This is a genomic window from Snodgrassella alvi wkB2, from assembly GCF_000600005.1.
Classification (GTDB): domain Bacteria; phylum Pseudomonadota; class Gammaproteobacteria; order Burkholderiales; family Neisseriaceae; genus Snodgrassella; species Snodgrassella alvi.
Genome location: NZ_CP007446.1, coordinates 1,771,300 through 1,789,717 on the forward strand (window position 1 = coordinate 1,771,300; position 18,418 = coordinate 1,789,717).

Consider the following 18,418-nt stretch of genomic DNA (forward strand, 5'->3'; position numbering starts at 1 on the left):
TTAAATCAACTATGAATATGAGTGAAGTTACTCTGTATACCGACGGTGCCTGCAAAGGCAATCCCGGCGTGGGTGGCTGGGGAGCATTTTTACAATCCGGCAGCCACAGTAAAGAGCTTTTCGGCGGTGAGGCTAATACCACCAATAACCGCATGGAGCTCACAGCTGTAATTCAAGGACTTGCAGCATTAAAACGCCCGTGTATTGTTAACATCTACACAGATTCACAATATGTTAAAAACGGCATGCAGGAATGGATTCATAACTGGAAAGCACGCGGCTGGAAAACTGCCTCAAAACAGCCGGTAAAAAATGCTGAACTGTGGCAGGCACTGGACAGCGAAGTAAGTAAGCATCAGGTACACTGGCACTGGGTTAAAGGTCATGCCGGACATCCGGGAAATGAAAAAGCTGATGAACTGGCTAATAAAGGTGTACAAATTTTTTTTAAATAATCTTTTTATTTGTAAATTTAAACAATATTATTTTGAAATAAAATTTCTACTTCAATAAGGGAGATTTTGATGGATAATTCTATTATTAATAAGGACGAAGATTTACAAAAAAAAATGCCAGAAATACTTATATGGGCATATAATAAGGCAGTTAATGGAGTTGGTGGTATAGGAAGAGCAGAGGATTTAGCTAAAGAATACTTACAATCAAACAACTATAATAAATTAGAAGCTATTAATAGTCTTATAAGATGGCAAAATGCTAAAGCAGCAACAGGAGGATTTATTACAAATTTAGGAGGTATAACAACACTGCCTGTTTCAATACCAGCCAATTTAATTTCAAGTATATATATTCAATTAAGGATGATTGCTGCTATAGCTTGCATAAGTAAATATAATTCTAGCGTAAATGAACATGAATTAAGCGAGGATCAAGTAAGAACATTATGTATTGCTTGTCTTGCAGGAAATAATACTATAGAAGTTCTAAAACAAGCTGGCGTAACAATTGCGGAAAAATGTACTGTTGCAATGATACAAAAATACGTAACTAGAGATATTATTAATAATATTAATAAAGCTATCGGATTTAGACTCATTACTAAAGCTGGAAAGACAGGAGTAATAAATTTGACAAAAGCTGTACCTTTTGTAGGTGGATTAGTAGGTGCAACATTTGATGGCGTTACAACAAATCTTATTGGGAATGCCGCCAGAGATTTTTTTCTAAAAGAAGTATATTCTGAGTCAAATTCCAATGTAATAGAAATTAAATAGTTATTTCAATTTTCTTATTTGTTAAAATTATTTCCATTAACAAAAAATCCAAATAATAATTATTTGGATTTTTTTGTATTTAAATGTTTAAGGTAACATTATATTTTGCCATTCATTTCAACCATATCAGGAGCAGCAGGTTTATCTTCCGATAATTTGATAATCAAACAATCAGTTCATCATCAGACCTGTAATAAAAGCTGCATACTAAAGAAAAGCTGATGAACTGGCTAACCGTGGCGTAGAACCAGCTGAATAAAGCTTTAATTTCTTTATAAATTATTATCACCCACCCACTTCTTAACTACCTTAATAGTACTATCAAGCATAGAAAACATATTGTTCGAAAAGTTTTGGTATCGGCGTAGAAGAATTTAATATTTAGCCAAAGCTGGTAACTGTGGACTCGAAGAAATTTTATGGAAAAAACATATTAATTTAATTAAACCGTTTTTTTTTATTTCATGCTAAAATATTTTAATATTATTGAAAAGACAATAACACAACTGCAATGATTATTTATAATTAAGCTATAAATACATGTATAAAATACCTAATTTTTCACCTAAAATATAACTCAGTATCTAGTTGAATTTTTTTTAAAATAAATCAAATTTCCATTTAAAATAATATATTAATTGAATTAAAAATATATTCAGTGTACCTGTATTTAATACAGTTTTAATCTCATTTGAGAAATATAATGGTGTGTGCATGATTAATTTTAATTTACAATCATATTATAAGAACATAGGCGGGCTTATTTTTGAATTCGCCATACCCCCTAATAAAAAAGCCGTCTACAGTACTACATCTAAATACCTGACAGAAGGAGCGTTCAGCTTTATTGAGGGCATTATATACGAGTATGTTCCTAAATACGGTGAATATGGGCATTGGGGAATCACCGAAGTTAATACAGAACAATGGCTACTTATAAAACCGGCACTATTAAGGCTTAAGACCAGAGTTGATCAAGCCCAGAATTTAAAAGAACTTAAAAGTGATTTATTTGATTTTCGTTTTGTCTGTATGCTAGAAGACGATTATTTAAAAGAAACGGCTCACAAGTTTTCTAAATCCAAGCCTTTGCTTTCTCAGATGATTATCGATTTTATAGCCTGGATTGATGTAACTATACAAAAGTATGGTTCATTCTATATTATAGGCATATAACTTTTTCATTTACTAAATCTATAAAGTTTTCAATTAAACTTGTAGCATTAATTTTTTATCCTATCTTTGGCAAGGTTTGTTTATCTTTTTGGAATATATGATATTCTAGGATGATTTACATTCCCGCTATTTATTCCGTCATGATGATTGCCTGCTTTATTGATCCATGCTAAGGACAGGATTTAACCAGACTAATTACTTAACATATGAAATTAAAATGATGACGTAACAAAAATAAATAACCTATTGATTTATTAATTGCTACCTTCATGCTGCTGTTCATATTATTTACAATTGAAATCCGTTGCTTTGATTAAACTGCTTAACTTTTTGCTGTTTTATGTACATAAACCTAATATCCGCCGTTTAACGCAGCGGTTAAAACATAAAACTATCATTATAACAGGCGCCAGTTATGGCATTGGAGAGTCGCTTTGTTATCTTTTAGCCGATATTGATTGCAACTTAATATTGGTTGCGCGCACAGTTGATAAACTGCGCGAATTAAAGCAACGGCTCACTATGAGCAAAGCTAAAGCTGACATTTATGCAGCTGATTTGCGTGATCAGGAACAACTTGATGGATTCATAAAATATATACAAAATTTACCTGTTGATATATTTATTAATAATGCCGGTAAATCGATTTGTCGCCCGGTCATGCAATCGTTAGATCGCCAGCATGATTTTGAACGAACTATAAAATTAAACTACCTGACTCCGGTACAATTATGCCTTGCACTTATCCCCAAATTACAGCAAAGTAAAGGACATATCATTAACGTTTCGGCTGTCAATGTGTTGTTTGCGCCAGCGGTAAATTGGTCAGCATATCAAGCCTCAAAAACGGCATTCGATCAATGGCTGCGTTCAGCAATGCCTGAATTACAAAACCGGCAAATCAAAGTATCGACAGCATATTTACCTTTAGTAAAAACAAGGATGATCGAGCCGACCAAAGCTTATCAGAACTTACCTGCATTACAGCCAAAGCAAGCTGCTACAATTATAAGTTATTTATTACAAACACAAAAACGCCAATATAAACCATGGTGGGCGATGATAGTGCAATTGGCCGGCGTCCTGTTTAATGGCATCTGGTTTAAATTAAATTGTTATTACATTAAGAGAAAATGATGATAAAAACAATCAAAGCGCTATACACCATTAAATTTTTGACTTTTAAAGGAATTTTTTATTTATTAATGAGTTTTCGTTCGGTTGGAATGAATTTAATGGCGTTGCTCTATGTACGTCAGAAGCTGAGCCCAGACCAAATCGCCATTAATGAAAATGACAATTGTATAAATTATCATACACTTTATACGCAGTCGCAGCATTTAGCCAAAAAATTAGCAGCGCATTGTGACATAAAACCGCATCAAAAAATAGCCATAATGGCAAGTAATCATACTATTATGATTCAAACTCTCTTTGCTATTGCCCGGCTAGGTGCAGATATTTACTTACTCAATACAGAACTATCAGCCAAGCAATTACAAAATATACAAGATGCGGTAAAATTTGATTGGATCATACATGATCCTCAAATTCCTATCTTAATTGATGTCAAATCATTACCAACAGATCATCCGGAGCAAATTTCCATTTACTCGCTCTTAAAGGATAAGATGCCCCCCTATTCCGGCAATCTTAAAGTTACCCATTTTAATAAACTTACTGTGTTAACCAGTGGTACAACAGGACGTTTTAAAATGGCAGGACGCAATAGTAAAGCACAAAATTTTATCAGTCCTTTTTATCAATTGCTGATGAAATTAAACCTGAGCAAATATAACAGAATCTATATAGCAACACCGATTTACCATGGTTTTGGTATTGCGACATTGTGTATGTCGGTACTATTAGGTGCCACTATATTTATCAATAAACGCTTTGATGCCGCCAAAGTTTGTCAACTTATTAACAAACATAACATTGAAGTTATCACCCTCGTTCCCTTAATGCTCAGTCGAATGATGAATTATTCTGTAACGCAGTTACGTAGTTTAAGATGCATCATCACCGGCGGCGCACCAATTGCTGTCACACTGGTTCAACGAACAATTAATCAACTTGGTAAAGTGTTATTTAACTTATATGGCACATCGGAAGCTGGAATATGCTTGATTGCAACGCCGGATGATTTGATCACTCACCCATCAACTCTAGGTAAGCCTGTTAAAGGACTATCAGCCAAATTAATGAACAATGGCAAAGAGGATGCGATAAAAGGTGAACTCTATATCAAATGTGCGTGGTCCACTCAGGGCAAAAACTGGACAGCTACTGGTGATATAGTTCAAAAAGACAGTACAAATAATTATTATCTAAATGGTCGGGCTGATGACATGATAGTTTCAGGTGGTGAAAATGTTTACCCATTCGAACTCAAACAATGCTTAGTTAACCATCCTGACATTAACGACTTAGCCGTTATTAGTGTTAATGATGAGGAATTCGGACAGAGATTAGTGGCATTTGTGGTATTAGCAGCGCATACTGAACAAACCGAAGATACTTTAATAGACTGGTTAAAACCACAAATTGCACGTTACCAAATGCCAAAAAAAATATATATCATTGACGAATTGCCCATGACTCATATTGGCAAAGTTGACAGAAAACAACTGATCAATCGATATTATGAATTATCTAAGATCTGAGTTAGCGAAAACACCAGTACTGATAAGCATAATAATATTTTTAAAAATTTTTATTTTTCGAAAGCATTATCATTGCTTGTTACCCGCTCAACTAATCCTTTTATCGTATTTATAAAAGGATTTTTCTCCGATTTATAATACATAATATAATCAATATCTGGTAATGCCGGAAGTTTTAGGATATCGGTGTAATCGATAAATTTCTTAGACATTGACGATCTGTTCAGGCAGCCTATGCCTAATTGAGCCTCAATAGCAGACTGCATACCAATAACACTGGAAGCATAATGAGATAAATTATAAGATATTTTATTATTTTCTAATTTATCTATAGCTAATTTTTGTAATAAGCAGCCTTTTGGCAAAGTTATAATTGGCAGCGGATCAGATCCGGTTATACTAAGATCTTTCGAGCCAGCCCAGCCGAGCGGTTCATGCCCTACAATCATAAAATTATCATTATCGGGTAATCGCTGTCCGTTTAAATGAATAAATAAAGCGATATCATATTGTTCCAGAGTATGTTCAAGAAGCATTTTTGAACTGCTCTGAATTGAGACATTAAATTGAATATTCTGACATTGGTCACGTAGCCCTCTTAATACAGATGCTATCGTGGCAGGCATAAAATAATCTGTAATTGAAAGTGTCAGCTCATATACCGAATCATGGCTTCTAATATCATTTATGATATTATCATTTAAAGATAATATCTTTTTTGCATGCTTATACATTTTTTCACCAATAGCTGTCGGTTTCGCGCCGTATCTGCCACGATGCAGCAATTGTGCATCGCAAAATACCTCAAGCTTTTGGATTTGCTCACTGATAGCCGATTGAGATTTAAATAAAATATTCGAAGCTTTCGTGTAGCTGCCCATTTCTACAATGACAACAAATGTGTGAAGAATTTCTAAATCAAGTTTTTCCATAGTGTAATCAGTCTTCATCGGTTAGTGTCATTAGATTTCTTTAATATATCGGATTTTCCGTTATAAATAAATCAAAAAATCCTGTTTTACAGATATAAAAAATTTTAGCTATTATTTTCTGGAAAAAAGGAGTTCATCAATGTCTTTAAATTCAAACAAATTGCCGGATAAAAATATTTTTTCTGATAACCATAAATGGAAAGTTTTATTTACAGGTGCATTCGCTAATACATGCTTTACTTTTGTTATCGGCGGCGTACCTGCAGCCTCCATTATTCTACGTAATAATTACCATATCCCAACATCTGTATTAGGGCTTTTAATGGGCATTGTAGGTTTTGGAATTGCTGTAAGTGAATTACCCTGGGGAATTGCCACCGATCGCTTCGGAGATCGGCCGATATTAATTACAGGATTGTCCACAACTGCCATAGCTCTTTTCACCCTGGCTTATTTTGCAAAAATATCATCACACACTTCAATAAGTATCATTTTATGTGCCGGTTTACTAGTCGTCGGTCTTTTTGGGAGCAGTGTAAATGGTTCAAGTGGCAAAGCGATCATACAATGGTTTAAACCACAGCAACGCGGCTTAGCAATGAGTGTAAGACAGGCAGCTGTACCACTTGGTTATGCATTGGGAGCATTATTCTACCCTTACATATCAATTCATTATGGATTTTCGACCACACTATTTATATCGGCATTTATTTGTATTCTGGCTGCATTATTCAGCTATCTATGGATTATTGATCCAGATAGTGAGAGTGAACGCAAAACACCGGATATAACACAATCACTCAAAAATAAATCAACTCAGCCAATGAAATCATTGAAAGTGTGGCGCATTGTATTAGCTGTAGGTATTTTATGTGCGCCACAGTTTGCATTGATGACATTTTCAATGCTTTTCTTGCACGATTTTGCCGGATTAAGTATTGGATATATCAGTATTCTACTATTTTTCATACAAATCAGTTCAATACCAACACGTATCGGTAGTGGCTTTTATACAGATAAAAGGGGAAATAGAAAATTTTTTCTGAAAGCGGTTACAGCCCTTTCATTCATCTTATTCGCAGCCCTTACCGTATTTACTTATTTTTCATATAAACTCAATATACATCATTTTGCCTACTTTGTTAGTTTCATTATTCTTATATCTGGTATATCAATTTCTTCCTGGCATGGAATCGGATATACCGAACTGGCTACAGTTGCCGGACAAAAGAGTGTTGCAACCGTATTAGCCATGGCTAATACAGTAGTATTTTTCATTCTGTTTGCAACTCCAGCCATAATTCCATGGCTATTACATCAATTCTCCTGGGTCGGCGTTTGGGCAGTCATGGCTGTTATTTGCGCAATAAGTTATTTCTTATTTGAGAATTCATCATCTGAAAAATAATTTTTTATTCATAAGAATGTACCATCCTGCTTTACTCTGCATAAAACAGACTGAATTTTTTGTTGGTGATTTTACCGATAAATTTAATTTATCAAATTTTGAATTGATTTATGAAGATTATTTTGAAAATAGCCAAACAGTTTTTTAGATTTGAAATTTCATTTTTCACATTATGATAATTAGTCATTTTATGATATGAGCTGAAATATTGATAAAAGTTCCATTTAACAATATTTCAGCTATATAACGTTCTTATTGACTAAGATTTATTGAAAAAAATCAAATCGAAATAAAGATATTTTCCACAGACGTAAAAAACTAATAGCTACATTAAAAGGTATAAAGCTTATAAATCTGCTTTAAACTAAAGCATAGTTAACACATTGAAAAATTAATAATAAGCAATTACTAACAAAAGAGGTGTGGCTAATACTGTACTTTTACACAATATCATCATCAACACATTTAACAGCAAAAGAATGGTTACTTTGTCTGATATGTGGATCATAAAATCTGAAGCATCTGGCCATTATTATAGTTAAACTATTCAATATAAAAATAGTGAGCATAACACCTGTTATGCTCACTATTAGCTATATGTTGACTAGTTAGCCAGACACGACTATTACATCATGCCGCCCATGCCACCCATACCGCCCATGCCACCCATATCAGGAGCAGCAGGTTTATCTTCCGGTAATTCGGTAATCATGCAATCAGTAGTCAGCATCAGACCAGCGATAGAAGCAGCATGCTGCAAAGCAGTGCGAGTAACTTTAGCCGGATCCAGTACACCCATTTCCAGCATATCACCATACTCACCGGTACCTGCGTTATAGCCGTAGTTATCAGAACCATTCAGCACATTGTTTACTACAACGCTTGGTTCATCACCGGCATTGGCAACAATCTGTCGTAATGGTGCTTCAACTGCTTTCAGTACGATTTTCACCCCGGCTTCCTGATCGGCATTAGCACCTTTCAGGTCTTTAATCGCAGCACGGGCACGCAGCAGGGCAACACCACCACCGGCTACCACACCTTCTTCTACCGCAGCACGGGTAGCATGCAGGGCGTCATCCACGCGATCTTTTTTCTCTTTCATTTCAACTTCAGTAGCAGCACCAACTTTAATTACTGCCACACCGCCGGCCAGTTTAGCCACGCGTTCCTGCAATTTTTCTTTATCGTAGTCGCTGGTAGCCACTTCAATCTGTTTGCGAATTTCAGCAACACGTGCTTCAACAGCAGCCTTGTCACCCAGCCCGTCGATCACGGTAGTATTTTCTTTACCAACTTCTACACGTTTAGCCTGACCTAAGTCTTCCAGAGTAGCTTTTTCCAGAGACAGACCAACTTCTTCAGCAATAACAGTACCACCGGTCAGGATAGCAATATCCTGCAACATGGCTTTACGACGGTCACCAAAGCCCGGAGCTTTAACAGCAACGGTTTTCAGGATGCCGCGAATGTTGTTTACTACCAGAGTAGCCAGAGCTTCACCTTCAACATCTTCAGCAATAATCAGCAACGGACGGCTGGTTTTTGCCACTTGTTCCAGAACAGGCAGCAAATCGCGGATGTTAGAGATTTTTTTATCAAACAGCAAAATATACGGGCTGTCCAGACCGGCAATCTGTTTTTCTACATCAGTAACAAAGTAAGGAGACAGGTAGCCGCGGTCAAACTGCATACCTTTAACAACTTCCACTTCATTTTCCAGTGATTTGCCGTCTTCAACAGTGATCACGCCTTCTTTACCCACTTCATTCATGGCTTTGGCAATGATTTCACCGATAGATTCATCTGCATTGGCAGAAATAGAAGCAACCTGAGAAATTTCTTTAGATTTTTCCGGAACCGGTTTAGAAATATTTTTCAGTTCGGCAATAACAGCTTCAACAGCTTTATCGATACCGCGTTTTAAATCCATCGGATTCATACCGGCAGTAACGTATTTCATGCCTTCAGTAACAATAGCCTGAGCCAGAACAGTTGCAGTAGTGGTACCGTCACCAGCCACGTCATTGGTTTTAGAAGCAACTTCTTTAACCAGCTGTGCGCCCATATTTTCGAATTTGTCTTTCAATTCTACTTCTTTAGCAACAGACACACCGTCTTTAGTGATGTGCGGTCCGCCAAAGGCACGATCCAGCAATACATTACGACCTTTAGGGCCTAAAGTTACTTTTACCGCTTCAGCCAATACATTGACACCAGCAACCATTTTCTGACGGGCTTCGTCAGAGAATTTCACGTCTTTTGCTGCCATTTGCAACTCCTAATTTTTAATAATTAATTACGCAATAAAATTAAATTTCTGGATAAATAATTTATTCAACGATACCGAAAATATCTTCTTCGCGCATTACCAGCAACTCTTCACCGTCTACTTTAACAGTCTGGCCGCTGTATTTTCCGAAAATTACTTTATCGCCAACTTTAACATCCAGTTTCTGACGATCGCCGTTTTTCAGCAGTTTGCCATTACCTACGGCAATTATTTCACCCATATCAGGTTTTTCAGCAGCAGAACCGGGTAATACAATACCAGAAGCAGTTTTTTCTTCAGCTTCCAGGCGTTTTACGACAACGCGGTCATTCAAAGGACGAATAGTCATATTATCTTCTCCACATCTTTAGTGCCCGAGGCACAGCAAAGTTGGTTAATACAAACCCGCATTTTCAGCGGGGCGTAAATATAAATTTATTCGTTACTTAAAGTAGGGCTGGCTCGCCGCAATTCAAGAGTAAGTGAAATAATTTTTTTCCTTACTCTTACAAATACTTAGCGAATTTGACAAATTATCTTAGTTATTACAGACAGATAGCTGCAATTACAAGCAAATCTCCTGCATCCCGTTTCGACCCGATAAATTAATTTGAGACAGAGCAAATATATTACCTCAGCCCGCCGGACAGATTCCGGACACAGGTAACACATCAAGAAAAAAGATAGTTTATCTGCTAATTACAGATAAACTGTTTTTTGCATAATATTAAGTATATATACCAGATTAAAATATAAGTGGTGAAATGCCAAATAATGCTGATTAACTTAATTACCAGAATTATTTTACCAAATTCTGAAAATCAGAATTTCAATTTACAGAGGGACTTATTTTCTTTCAAATCTGGTATCAATCTGGGCTGATAACGTTTCGCGGGCACGTGCAATACGTGAACGCACTGTACCTACCGGACAGCCTAATTCCTGAGCGATTTCTTCATAGGTCAGACCATTTATCTCTGATAAAATAATCGGCTGACGCAGATTGGCCGGCAATTGATTAATTGCTTCATCAACAGCATCAATCAGCTCACGATTAAGTAATAAATCCTCCGGAGTCTGATAATCTGACAAATGTTCCAGTACATCAGTTTCATCTCCGTCCTCATCCATAATCTCAGTAATCATTTGCGGTTCACGTCCGTAAACAGCTGCCATAGACTTAGCCGTATTCATACCAATACAGCAAAGCCACGTATAAAACTGACTTCCGGCACGAAATTGCGGCATAGCTTTATAAGCTTTAAGAAATGTTTCCTGTACCACATCCAGCGTTGTTTGCTCATCATGAGTAAAACGACGCAGAAAGTGTTTTAAACGACGCTGATACTTTCTGACCAGCAAACTAAAAATCTGAGCATCACCCTGCTGAGCCCTTCGCACCAACACCTGCTCTTCCACCTGCCGGGTAGAATCATCATGCATTTTGTTATCCTCTAGTCATTATTGTTGTTGCATCAATCAGCAGCTGAATCTGCGATAAATCTAGTATCAGCCTTAAAGTTTTACAGCCTTAGAGGCAAGTCCTCCATAATTGGCATCCATCCGTCAGTTACACCCCTGTCAATACTAACAGCAACATTAATAACAGCGATACACTGATTGTCTGAGTCACATAAAACCGGCCAGACAACACGCATAAAAGGAGGGATCTTCCTTTCTTGTAATAATTTTCTAACTTTTTTTCTTCCTCCTCTCAGAACAATAGTATCTTCATTATCTGCCTGACGCACTCTCCACGCAGCATCAGTTTCCGCCAAACCAAAAGGATGCCGGTTCCATTGCAGATAACGGGCAGTAACCAGTTTCTGACTGGACACCGGTAACAATCCATACCAGTGCCACTGCCCGCTTACATCATACTTATCAATCCATAATCTGGAATCATAATAGACCACACGCGCATGCGGTAAAGCCCATTGTGCTCCATTTTTGCTTTCCATCAACTGTCGTGCAAATTCTGTTAGAGCCGCAGACGTAGACATTCCCAAACAATGCTTTTGCGCAAATAAACGCAATTGCTGCCGACGGCGTGATTCACTTAAATTACGCCATAACGGTATTTGAAATCCTTTTTGCTGCGCATGCAGCATAGTCCAGTCAGCTTCAGCTATTTCATTTAATAAGGACAGTTCATCCTGTAAACGTTCTACAGCCGCTTCTATCTGGCTATCCAGATGTGGCAGATGTTTGCGCCAGTATGGCAAACCGTCCAGACGCAGCCAGTTGCGTAAATAGGCACAATTACTATTACTGTCATCTTCAATATGTCCAAGTCCTGCGGCATCTGCATATGCCTTGAGCTGTTGCCGGGAAAAATGCAATAGCGGACGCCAGATAACAGTATGTTCAGTTAATGAACGTATCGCCGGCATAGCTGAAAGCGAACGTAAACCGCCACCGCGCAGAGCCCCCAAAAAAAAAGTTTCAATTTGATCATCTCTGTGATGCGCCAATACTACCGCATCAGCCTCACTATCAGCATAAACCTGATAACGTGCTTTACGCGCAGCGGCTTCCAATCCCTCTCCGGCCGCACGCACATCTACCCTGACCAGTTGCAGCGGAACTGACCACAATGCGCATAATTGCTCACAAAATGCAGCCCACTCATCCGCATATCTGCTCAAACCATGATGCACATGAATTGCAGATATCTGTATCGGCAGGCTATCACGCAACTGAGTCAGCGCGTGTAACAATACCACTGAATCCAACCCACCGCTGAGACCCACTGCCAAAATACAACGGTCAGCCATAGAGGCTGACCATTGTTGTGCAATACTCTCACATAATTTACTTACCGCTGAACTGACCATAGCTCATCAGACGATCAAAACGCCGGCTTAGCAATGTCGACAACTGTTTGCCTTTAGCATCTTGCAGCTGACGGGTTAGCACCGATTTTACCCGTTGCATAATTTCCGGATAATTACGATGTGCTCCTCCCAGAGGTTCCTCAATCACAGTATCAATTAATTTCAAATCATGCAGGCGTTTGGCAGTAATCCCCAGAGCCTGAGCAGCTTCCGGAGCTTTTTCTGCGGTTTTCCATAGAATAGATGCACAACCTTCAGGTGAAATCACTGAATAAGTCGAAAATTGCAGCATATTGATGTAATCACCTACAGCGATTGCCAGAGCCCCGCCGGAACCGCCTTCACCAATCACTGTACAGATAACCGGTACACGCAGCCGTGCCAGCTCGTATAAATTACGGCCGATGGCTTCAGACTGCCCTCTTTCTTCCGCTCCGATGCCCGGATAAGCTCCCGGTGTATCAATAAAGGTTAGCAGAGGAATTTGAAATTTTTCTGCCAGCTTCATCAGACGCAAAGCTTTACGGTATCCTTCGGGCTTAGGCATCCCAAAATTACGGCGAATTTTTTCCTTGGTATCACGGCCTTTCTGATGACCAATAACCATTACGCTTTCACCATTAAAGCGTGCCAAACCGCCAACAATGGCGGCATCGTCAGCAAACGCACGATCCCCGTGCAATTCTTCAAAATCTGTACACAGAGCATCAATATAATCTAAGGTATACGGACGCTGTGCGTGACGGGATACCTGCGAAATTTGCACCGGCGTCAGTTTGGCAAAAAGATTTTTGGTTAAATCGTCGCTTTTCTTTTTCAGGCGCGCGATTTCTTCGGATATATCCACAGCTGATTCATCCTGTACAAAGCGCAATTCATCAATTTTCTGTACCAGTTCAGCTATAGGTTGTTCAAAATCCAAAAAAATCTGTTTCATTGTTAAAATATCCGCAAAAACATGTATCAGCTATGATACGCGAAGAAATGAAGCTATGCAGCCCTTATTAATAAAAACCTGATAGCACAATTATAGATTATAATAATAACAATATGATTTATATAATATAATTATAAAAAAACATCTCTACAGCCACCTGCGCATCCGAATCACACTTTAGCGTTTTCTATCAATTTAAACAGATATAGCAACAACTTAAACCACATGCCTCAGCAGCAATGCTAATTAAATAAACATCCGATAACAAGCAGATTCGAAACACTATATACGCAACAAATATGCATTAACAGCTTGCCAAGACTAGGAATTACCCACTAAAATTAGCGATTTTCTGTTATCTTGGCAGAATAAAATTACTTCGATTTTTTCACTAAGGAATACACTATGGTAGTTATCCGTTTGGCTCGCGGTGGTTCTAAACACCGTCCTTTCTATAACATTGTCGTAGCAGACTCTCACAACCGTCGTGACGGCCGCTTTATCGAACGCGTTGGTTTTTACAATCCTGTTGCCAATGAGAAACAGGAACGCGTACGTCTGAGCGCAGACCGTCTGAACCACTGGATTGGTCAGGGCGCGCAATTAAGCGAAGCTGTTGCCAAGCTGGTTAAAGAACAAAAGGCTGCGGCCTGATTTAGCAGTAAAGCAAATGAATAGTACACAGCCACAATGGGTAGCAATGGGCTATATAAAAGGTGTGTTCGGAGTAAAAGGCTGGGTGAAAGTCCATTCTGATACTGAATATACCGATAGCCTACTCGACTATCCGCAATGGCAGCTGAGTAAAGATGGCCAGATTAAAACTGTAAGCATAGCCGAAAGCAAAATCAGCGGCGATGAATTACAGGTAAGATTTGACGGCATAACCGATCGTGACAGCGCAGCATTACTGCGCGGCTTTACCATCGAAATAGACCGCGCCAACTTTGCCGAAACCGATGACAATGAGTATTACTGGACAGACCTGATCGGAATGCAGGTACATAACCGTACACAGGAAAATCTGGGGACTGTCAGTTCATTAATGCAAACCGGTGCGCATGATGTACTGGTAGTAGATGGTGCTTTTGGCCGTAAACTGATTCCCTTTGTCTCACAGTACATTGATGAAGTTAACTTGCCTCAACAGCAAATTGTTGTTGACTGGGGCAGTGATTACTGATGCACATTCAGGCCATTACCCTGTTTCCGGAAATGTTTACCGCCCTTACCGGCAGTGGCGTAACCGGTCGTGCATTACAAAAAGGTATATGGGAATTTGCCACCATTAATCCGCGCCAGTTCGCTGATAACCCGTTGGGTTATATTGATGACCGGCCGTTTGGTGGTGGTCCGGGAATGATTATGATGGCCCCGCCCTTACAGGCAGCCATTGATACAGCCAGACAGACTTGTCCCGAAGGACGACTGATTTATATGAGTCCGCAGGGCAAGCCACTGAATCACGCACAGACAGCAAATCTGGCCAGAGAAAAAGCTTTGATTGTACTGTGCGGCCGCTATGAAGGTATTGATGAACGCATCCTGACCAGCAACGAAGTAACCGAAATCAGTATTGGTGATTTTGTGGTTTCCGGCGGTGAATTGCCGGCAATGATGTTAATGGATGCAGTAATCCGTTTGTTACCCGGCACACTTGGCGATACACGCTCAGCAGTAGAAGATTCTTTTGCCAATGGTTTACTTGATTGCCCACACTACACCCGTCCGGTAGAATTTCGTCAGCAGACAGTTCCCGACGTTCTACGTAGCGGTAATCATGCTTTAATCGCACAGTGGCGATTAACTCAGGCGCTCAGGCGCACACTGACACGCCGTCCGGATTTACTGGCCGATCGTGAATTAACCCCAGAGGAATCCAGACTCTTGCAAACGATCAGACAAGAGGAACGGGATATCCCATTATAATAGGAAGCTTAATATGAACTTAATTCAACAATTAGAGCAAGAAGAAATCGCTCGCCTGAATAAAGAAATTCCGGCTTTTGCACCAGGTGATACCGTGGTTGTTTCTGTACGTGTTACTGAAGGTAGCCGTACCCGTTTACAGGCCTATGAAGGCATTGTAATCGCCCGTCGTAACCGTGGTCTGAACAGCAACTTCATCGTTCGTAAAATTTCCAGCGGTGAAGGTGTAGAACGTACATTCCAGTTATATTCTCCAGCCGTTGAAAAAATCGAAGTTAAACGTCGTGGTGATGTACGTCGTGCCAAACTGTACTACCTGCGTGGCTTAACCGGTAAAGCAGCCCGTATCCGTGAAAAACTGCCGGCTCGTAAAGCCTAACAGTATTTACAATTACTATTAGCTGCCTGCGGCAGAGCTAATATACTCAGGCCGAATCATCAGATTCGGCCTTTTTCTTTATGTTTTCGGTCAAACTAGTAAAACAGAAAATGTCAGGGCTTTTAAATAGCATGAAATAATCAATAAATATTTATTGAAATAGTGTTATATAAAAAATACTGAATAGATAATTGAATTTTTAAAAATTAATTTCTCTGACAGAAATAATCCAAATCTGTGAATGCTAGCCACGCCTATCCTCTGCTCACAAACTCTAATAATTTACACACCGGCAAAAGGTGAAAAATGTTAAAATTATCCGGTTTTTGGTTTACTCCATCCTAATTTAACTTGCTTTGTCTTACCCAAAGGAAACACACCAAATGAGCCAGTCCCTGAGTTATCGTGATGCCGGTGTTGATATTAATGCTGGTGATTCTTTGGTTGAAAGAATTAAACCATTTGCTAAACGTACCATGCGGCCTGAAGTATTAGGTGATTTGGGCGGATTTGGTGCTCTGGTTGAAATTAGCCAGAAATATCGCCACCCGGTACTGGTTTCCGGTACCGATGGTGTAGGTACCAAACTGAAACTGGCCTTTGAATGGGATCAGCACGACACCGTAGGCATTGATCTGGTAGCCATGAGTGTCAATGATATTCTGGTACAAGGGGCAGAGCCATTATTCTTTCTGGATTATTTTGCCTGCGGCAAACTAGATGTTGAACGTGCCGCCGCTGTTATTAAAGGCATTGCAGCCGGTTGCGAACAGTCCGGGTGTGCACTGATAGGTGGTGAAACTGCAGAAATGCCGGGTATGTACCCCGATGACGAATATGATCTGGCCGGCTTTGCAGTTGGCGTTGTAGAAAAAGAACAGGTAATTAACGGACGCAGCATTGTTGCAGGTGATGTTGTATTAGGTCTGGCTTCAAACGGTATTCACTCCAATGGCTACTCACTGGTTCGTAAAATTATCGAACGTGCCCAGCCTGAACTTGATGCTGAATTTAATCAGGGTAAAACATTGCGCCAGGCAATCATTGCCCCGACCCGGCTTTATGTAAAACCTATTCTGGCGGCACTAAAACAATTTACCATCAAAGGTATGGCTCATATTACCGGTGGCGGTATCAGTGAAAATGTACCCCGCATTCTTCCTGAAAACACCGTTGCAGCCATTGATTCTCAATCATGGCCATTACCCAAACTTTTTCAATGGCTGCAACAAGCTGGAAATGTAGAAACTCAGGAAATGTACCGCACTTTTAATTGCGGTATTGGTATGGTTTTGGTAGTGAGTGCAGAAGATGCAGATGCGATACAGAAATTTTTGCAGCAACAAGGCGAAATTGTTTATCAGATAGGTCGTATTCGTTCTCGTCAGAGTGACGAACATCAAACCCAGATAAATTAAAGGATAATTTTAATAACTGACTTAAATTTATAAATTTCAGGTTAAGAATATTTTCTTAGTAATACTATAAACTTATAAACACAGGCAGCCACGTCTGGCTGCCTATTTACTATGTTATAATAAATATTATAAATGATATATTAACGCCTGCAAATTTTCTTAGAAGCGCTGTAACTGCCATCATTACATACAAATTTTGTACCGGCACAATGGGAAATACCCCCTTTTTTACCAGAACATGGTTCACGACCTCTGGCATTAGCTGGGTTAAATACACTAAACATAAAAATAGCAGCACTAAAAGCTAAAACCCAATTTTTCATTGCTTCTCCTGTTATTTATCTTTAATAAGTAAATTTATTATAATTAAATATTAAAATTAAATGCAATTTATGCATATATTAATATTTGATTTTAATCAAACATGTATATATTAAATATTAAAATCTATTTATGAAGATTGATTATTAAGAAAATAATAGAATCAGTTAGTTGAAATAATAATAGCTTATATTTTTTAAAAACTGTAATAATTAAATATAGCCTTTTGCCAACATCAGTTGATTGCCGACAAAAGACATATCATCGTTTATTTCGTCAATAATGCAGGAAGTAGCCTTTCAATCCATTGACGCAGTAAAATCAGTTTACCATGAAAAAAATGGCCGGAACCGGGTACAACCAATACGGGCAAGTCCTGCCCTTCAGCCCAGTTCAGACTGTTCTGCAACGGTACCACTTCATCCTTTTCACCATGAATCAGTAATGTAGTAGTCGGATTATAGGCATTGGGTGCATCAATGGTATACATACCTATAGCCGGACCCATCAGCAATAAGGCATCCGGTCTTGCAGTGAGCGCGCTGAACAAGGCTACATAGCCACCAAAAGAAAAACCGGATAATACCAGTTTACTAACTTCTGGATGCTGAGCACGGGCAAAGTCAACCACGGCAAGGCAGTCCGCCACTTCACCGCGACCATAATCATGCTCTCCTTCGCTATTACCCACACCACGCAAATTAGGCAGATAACAGTGAAAACCCATTCCTGTAAGTGCTTTTGCTGCTGTCTGTACCACTTTATTGGTATTCAGCCCGCCTTGTAAAGGATTAGGATGATTAATTACAGCCACACCGCATGCAGTACCCTGCGCAGGTAAATAAATAGTTTCAAGCCGTCCTGCCGGCCCGTTAATCCAGATGTTCGGTTGTTGCTTCAGCATCAGA

General features: G+C 39.0%; 19 protein-coding genes. 11 read left to right on the forward strand and 8 right to left on the reverse strand.

The window, feature by feature from the left end:
* Window positions 1–17: 17 nt before the first annotated feature.
* The 5 genes from rnhA (at window position 18) to SALWKB2_RS07965 (ending at window position 5,077) form a co-directional block, all read left to right on the forward strand.
* A complete protein-coding gene (gene rnhA / locus SALWKB2_RS07945) occupies window positions 18–455 on the forward strand; it encodes a ribonuclease HI (RefSeq protein ID WP_025331141.1) in 438 nt (145 codons plus the stop codon).
* Window positions 456–524: 69 nt separating this feature from the next.
* Entirely contained in the window at window positions 525–1,235 is a 711-nt protein-coding gene (locus tag SALWKB2_RS07950; protein WP_025331142.1) for an EcsC family protein, read from the forward strand.
* A 714-nt stretch (window positions 1,236–1,949) separates the two neighbouring features.
* Complete coding sequence (locus tag SALWKB2_RS07955; protein WP_025331143.1) at window positions 1,950–2,411, forward strand: hypothetical protein; 462 nt, start codon at window positions 1,950–1,952, stop codon at window positions 2,409–2,411.
* A 309-nt stretch (window positions 2,412–2,720) separates the two neighbouring features.
* Window positions 2,721–3,548, forward strand: a complete 828-nt coding sequence (locus SALWKB2_RS07960) for an SDR family NAD(P)-dependent oxidoreductase (protein ID WP_099048807.1) — start codon at window positions 2,721–2,723, stop codon at window positions 3,546–3,548.
* On the forward strand, window positions 3,548–5,077 hold the full coding sequence (locus SALWKB2_RS07965) for a class I adenylate-forming enzyme family protein (protein ID WP_025331145.1): 1,530 nt from the start codon (window positions 3,548–3,550) through the stop codon (window positions 5,075–5,077). The genes SALWKB2_RS07960 and SALWKB2_RS07965 overlap by 1 nt, the downstream gene beginning before the upstream one ends.
* A gap of 50 nt (window positions 5,078–5,127) precedes the next feature.
* Here SALWKB2_RS07965 and SALWKB2_RS07970 read toward each other — a convergent pair whose 3' ends face one another.
* Window positions 5,128–6,009 carry a LysR family transcriptional regulator gene (locus SALWKB2_RS07970; protein WP_025331146.1) on the reverse strand — a complete coding sequence of 294 codons (882 nt, stop codon included), beginning with the start codon at window positions 6,007–6,009 and terminating at the stop codon, window positions 5,128–5,130.
* 139 nt (window positions 6,010–6,148) lie between these two features.
* Between SALWKB2_RS07970 and SALWKB2_RS07975 the strand changes: the two genes are divergently transcribed.
* Window positions 6,149–7,417, forward strand: a complete 1,269-nt coding sequence (locus SALWKB2_RS07975; RefSeq protein WP_025331147.1) for an MFS transporter — start codon at window positions 6,149–6,151, stop codon at window positions 7,415–7,417.
* 625 nt (window positions 7,418–8,042) lie between these two features.
* On the opposite strand, the gene groL is transcribed toward SALWKB2_RS07975, so the two are convergent.
* The 5 genes from groL to SALWKB2_RS08000 all read right to left on the reverse strand — a co-directional run bounded on the left by groL (window position 8,043) and on the right by SALWKB2_RS08000 (window position 13,463).
* Window positions 8,043–9,689 (reverse strand): chaperonin GroEL, encoded by a 1,647-nt coding sequence (groL, locus tag SALWKB2_RS07980; protein ID WP_025331148.1) that lies wholly within the window; start codon window positions 9,687–9,689, stop codon window positions 8,043–8,045.
* Between the two features lie 61 nt (window positions 9,690–9,750).
* Complete coding sequence (gene groES / locus SALWKB2_RS07985) at window positions 9,751–10,038, reverse strand: co-chaperone GroES (protein WP_025331149.1); 288 nt, start codon at window positions 10,036–10,038, stop codon at window positions 9,751–9,753.
* A gap of 497 nt (window positions 10,039–10,535) precedes the next feature.
* Window positions 10,536–11,132, reverse strand: a complete 597-nt coding sequence (locus tag SALWKB2_RS07990; RefSeq protein WP_025331150.1) for a sigma-70 family RNA polymerase sigma factor — start codon at window positions 11,130–11,132, stop codon at window positions 10,536–10,538.
* An 80-nt stretch (window positions 11,133–11,212) separates the two neighbouring features.
* On the reverse strand, window positions 11,213–12,526 hold the full coding sequence (gene tilS / locus SALWKB2_RS07995; protein ID WP_025331151.1) for a tRNA lysidine(34) synthetase TilS: 1,314 nt from the start codon (window positions 12,524–12,526) through the stop codon (window positions 11,213–11,215).
* The gene (locus SALWKB2_RS08000) at window positions 12,504–13,463 is read right to left on the reverse strand and encodes an acetyl-CoA carboxylase carboxyltransferase subunit alpha (RefSeq protein ID WP_025331152.1); all 960 of its coding nucleotides are present in this window, start codon (window positions 13,461–13,463) and stop codon (window positions 12,504–12,506) included. Before SALWKB2_RS08000 ends, tilS begins: the two co-directional genes overlap by 23 nt.
* A 405-nt stretch (window positions 13,464–13,868) precedes the next feature.
* On the opposite strand from SALWKB2_RS08000, the gene rpsP reads away from it, so the two are divergent.
* The 5 genes from rpsP to purM all read left to right on the forward strand — a co-directional run bounded on the left by rpsP (window position 13,869) and on the right by purM (window position 17,189).
* The gene (rpsP, locus tag SALWKB2_RS08005; protein ID WP_025331153.1) at window positions 13,869–14,117 is read left to right on the forward strand and encodes a 30S ribosomal protein S16; all 249 of its coding nucleotides are present in this window, start codon (window positions 13,869–13,871) and stop codon (window positions 14,115–14,117) included.
* Window positions 14,118–14,133: 16 nt separating this feature from the next.
* Window positions 14,134–14,646 carry a ribosome maturation factor RimM gene (gene rimM / locus SALWKB2_RS08010; protein ID WP_025331154.1) on the forward strand — a complete coding sequence of 171 codons (513 nt, stop codon included), beginning with the start codon at window positions 14,134–14,136 and terminating at the stop codon, window positions 14,644–14,646.
* On the forward strand, window positions 14,646–15,392 hold the full coding sequence (gene trmD / locus SALWKB2_RS08015; RefSeq protein WP_025331155.1) for a tRNA (guanosine(37)-N1)-methyltransferase TrmD: 747 nt from the start codon (window positions 14,646–14,648) through the stop codon (window positions 15,390–15,392). The genes rimM and trmD overlap by 1 nt, the downstream gene beginning before the upstream one ends.
* A 13-nt stretch (window positions 15,393–15,405) precedes the next feature.
* Window positions 15,406–15,771 (forward strand): 50S ribosomal protein L19, encoded by a 366-nt coding sequence (rplS, locus tag SALWKB2_RS08020; protein WP_025331156.1) that lies wholly within the window; start codon window positions 15,406–15,408, stop codon window positions 15,769–15,771.
* Window positions 15,772–16,154: 383 nt separating this feature from the next.
* Window positions 16,155–17,189, forward strand: a complete 1,035-nt coding sequence (gene purM / locus SALWKB2_RS08025; protein WP_025331157.1) for a phosphoribosylformylglycinamidine cyclo-ligase — start codon at window positions 16,155–16,157, stop codon at window positions 17,187–17,189.
* A gap of 140 nt (window positions 17,190–17,329) precedes the next feature.
* Here purM and SALWKB2_RS08030 read toward each other — a convergent pair whose 3' ends face one another.
* Window positions 17,330–17,512, reverse strand: a complete 183-nt coding sequence (locus tag SALWKB2_RS08030) for a YdcA family protein (RefSeq protein WP_025331158.1) — start codon at window positions 17,510–17,512, stop codon at window positions 17,330–17,332.
* Window positions 17,513–17,778: 266 nt separating this feature from the next.
* Window positions 17,779–18,414 carry an alpha/beta hydrolase gene (locus tag SALWKB2_RS08035; protein ID WP_025331159.1) on the reverse strand — a complete coding sequence of 212 codons (636 nt, stop codon included), beginning with the start codon at window positions 18,412–18,414 and terminating at the stop codon, window positions 17,779–17,781.
* Between the last annotated feature and the right edge of the window lie 4 nt (window positions 18,415–18,418).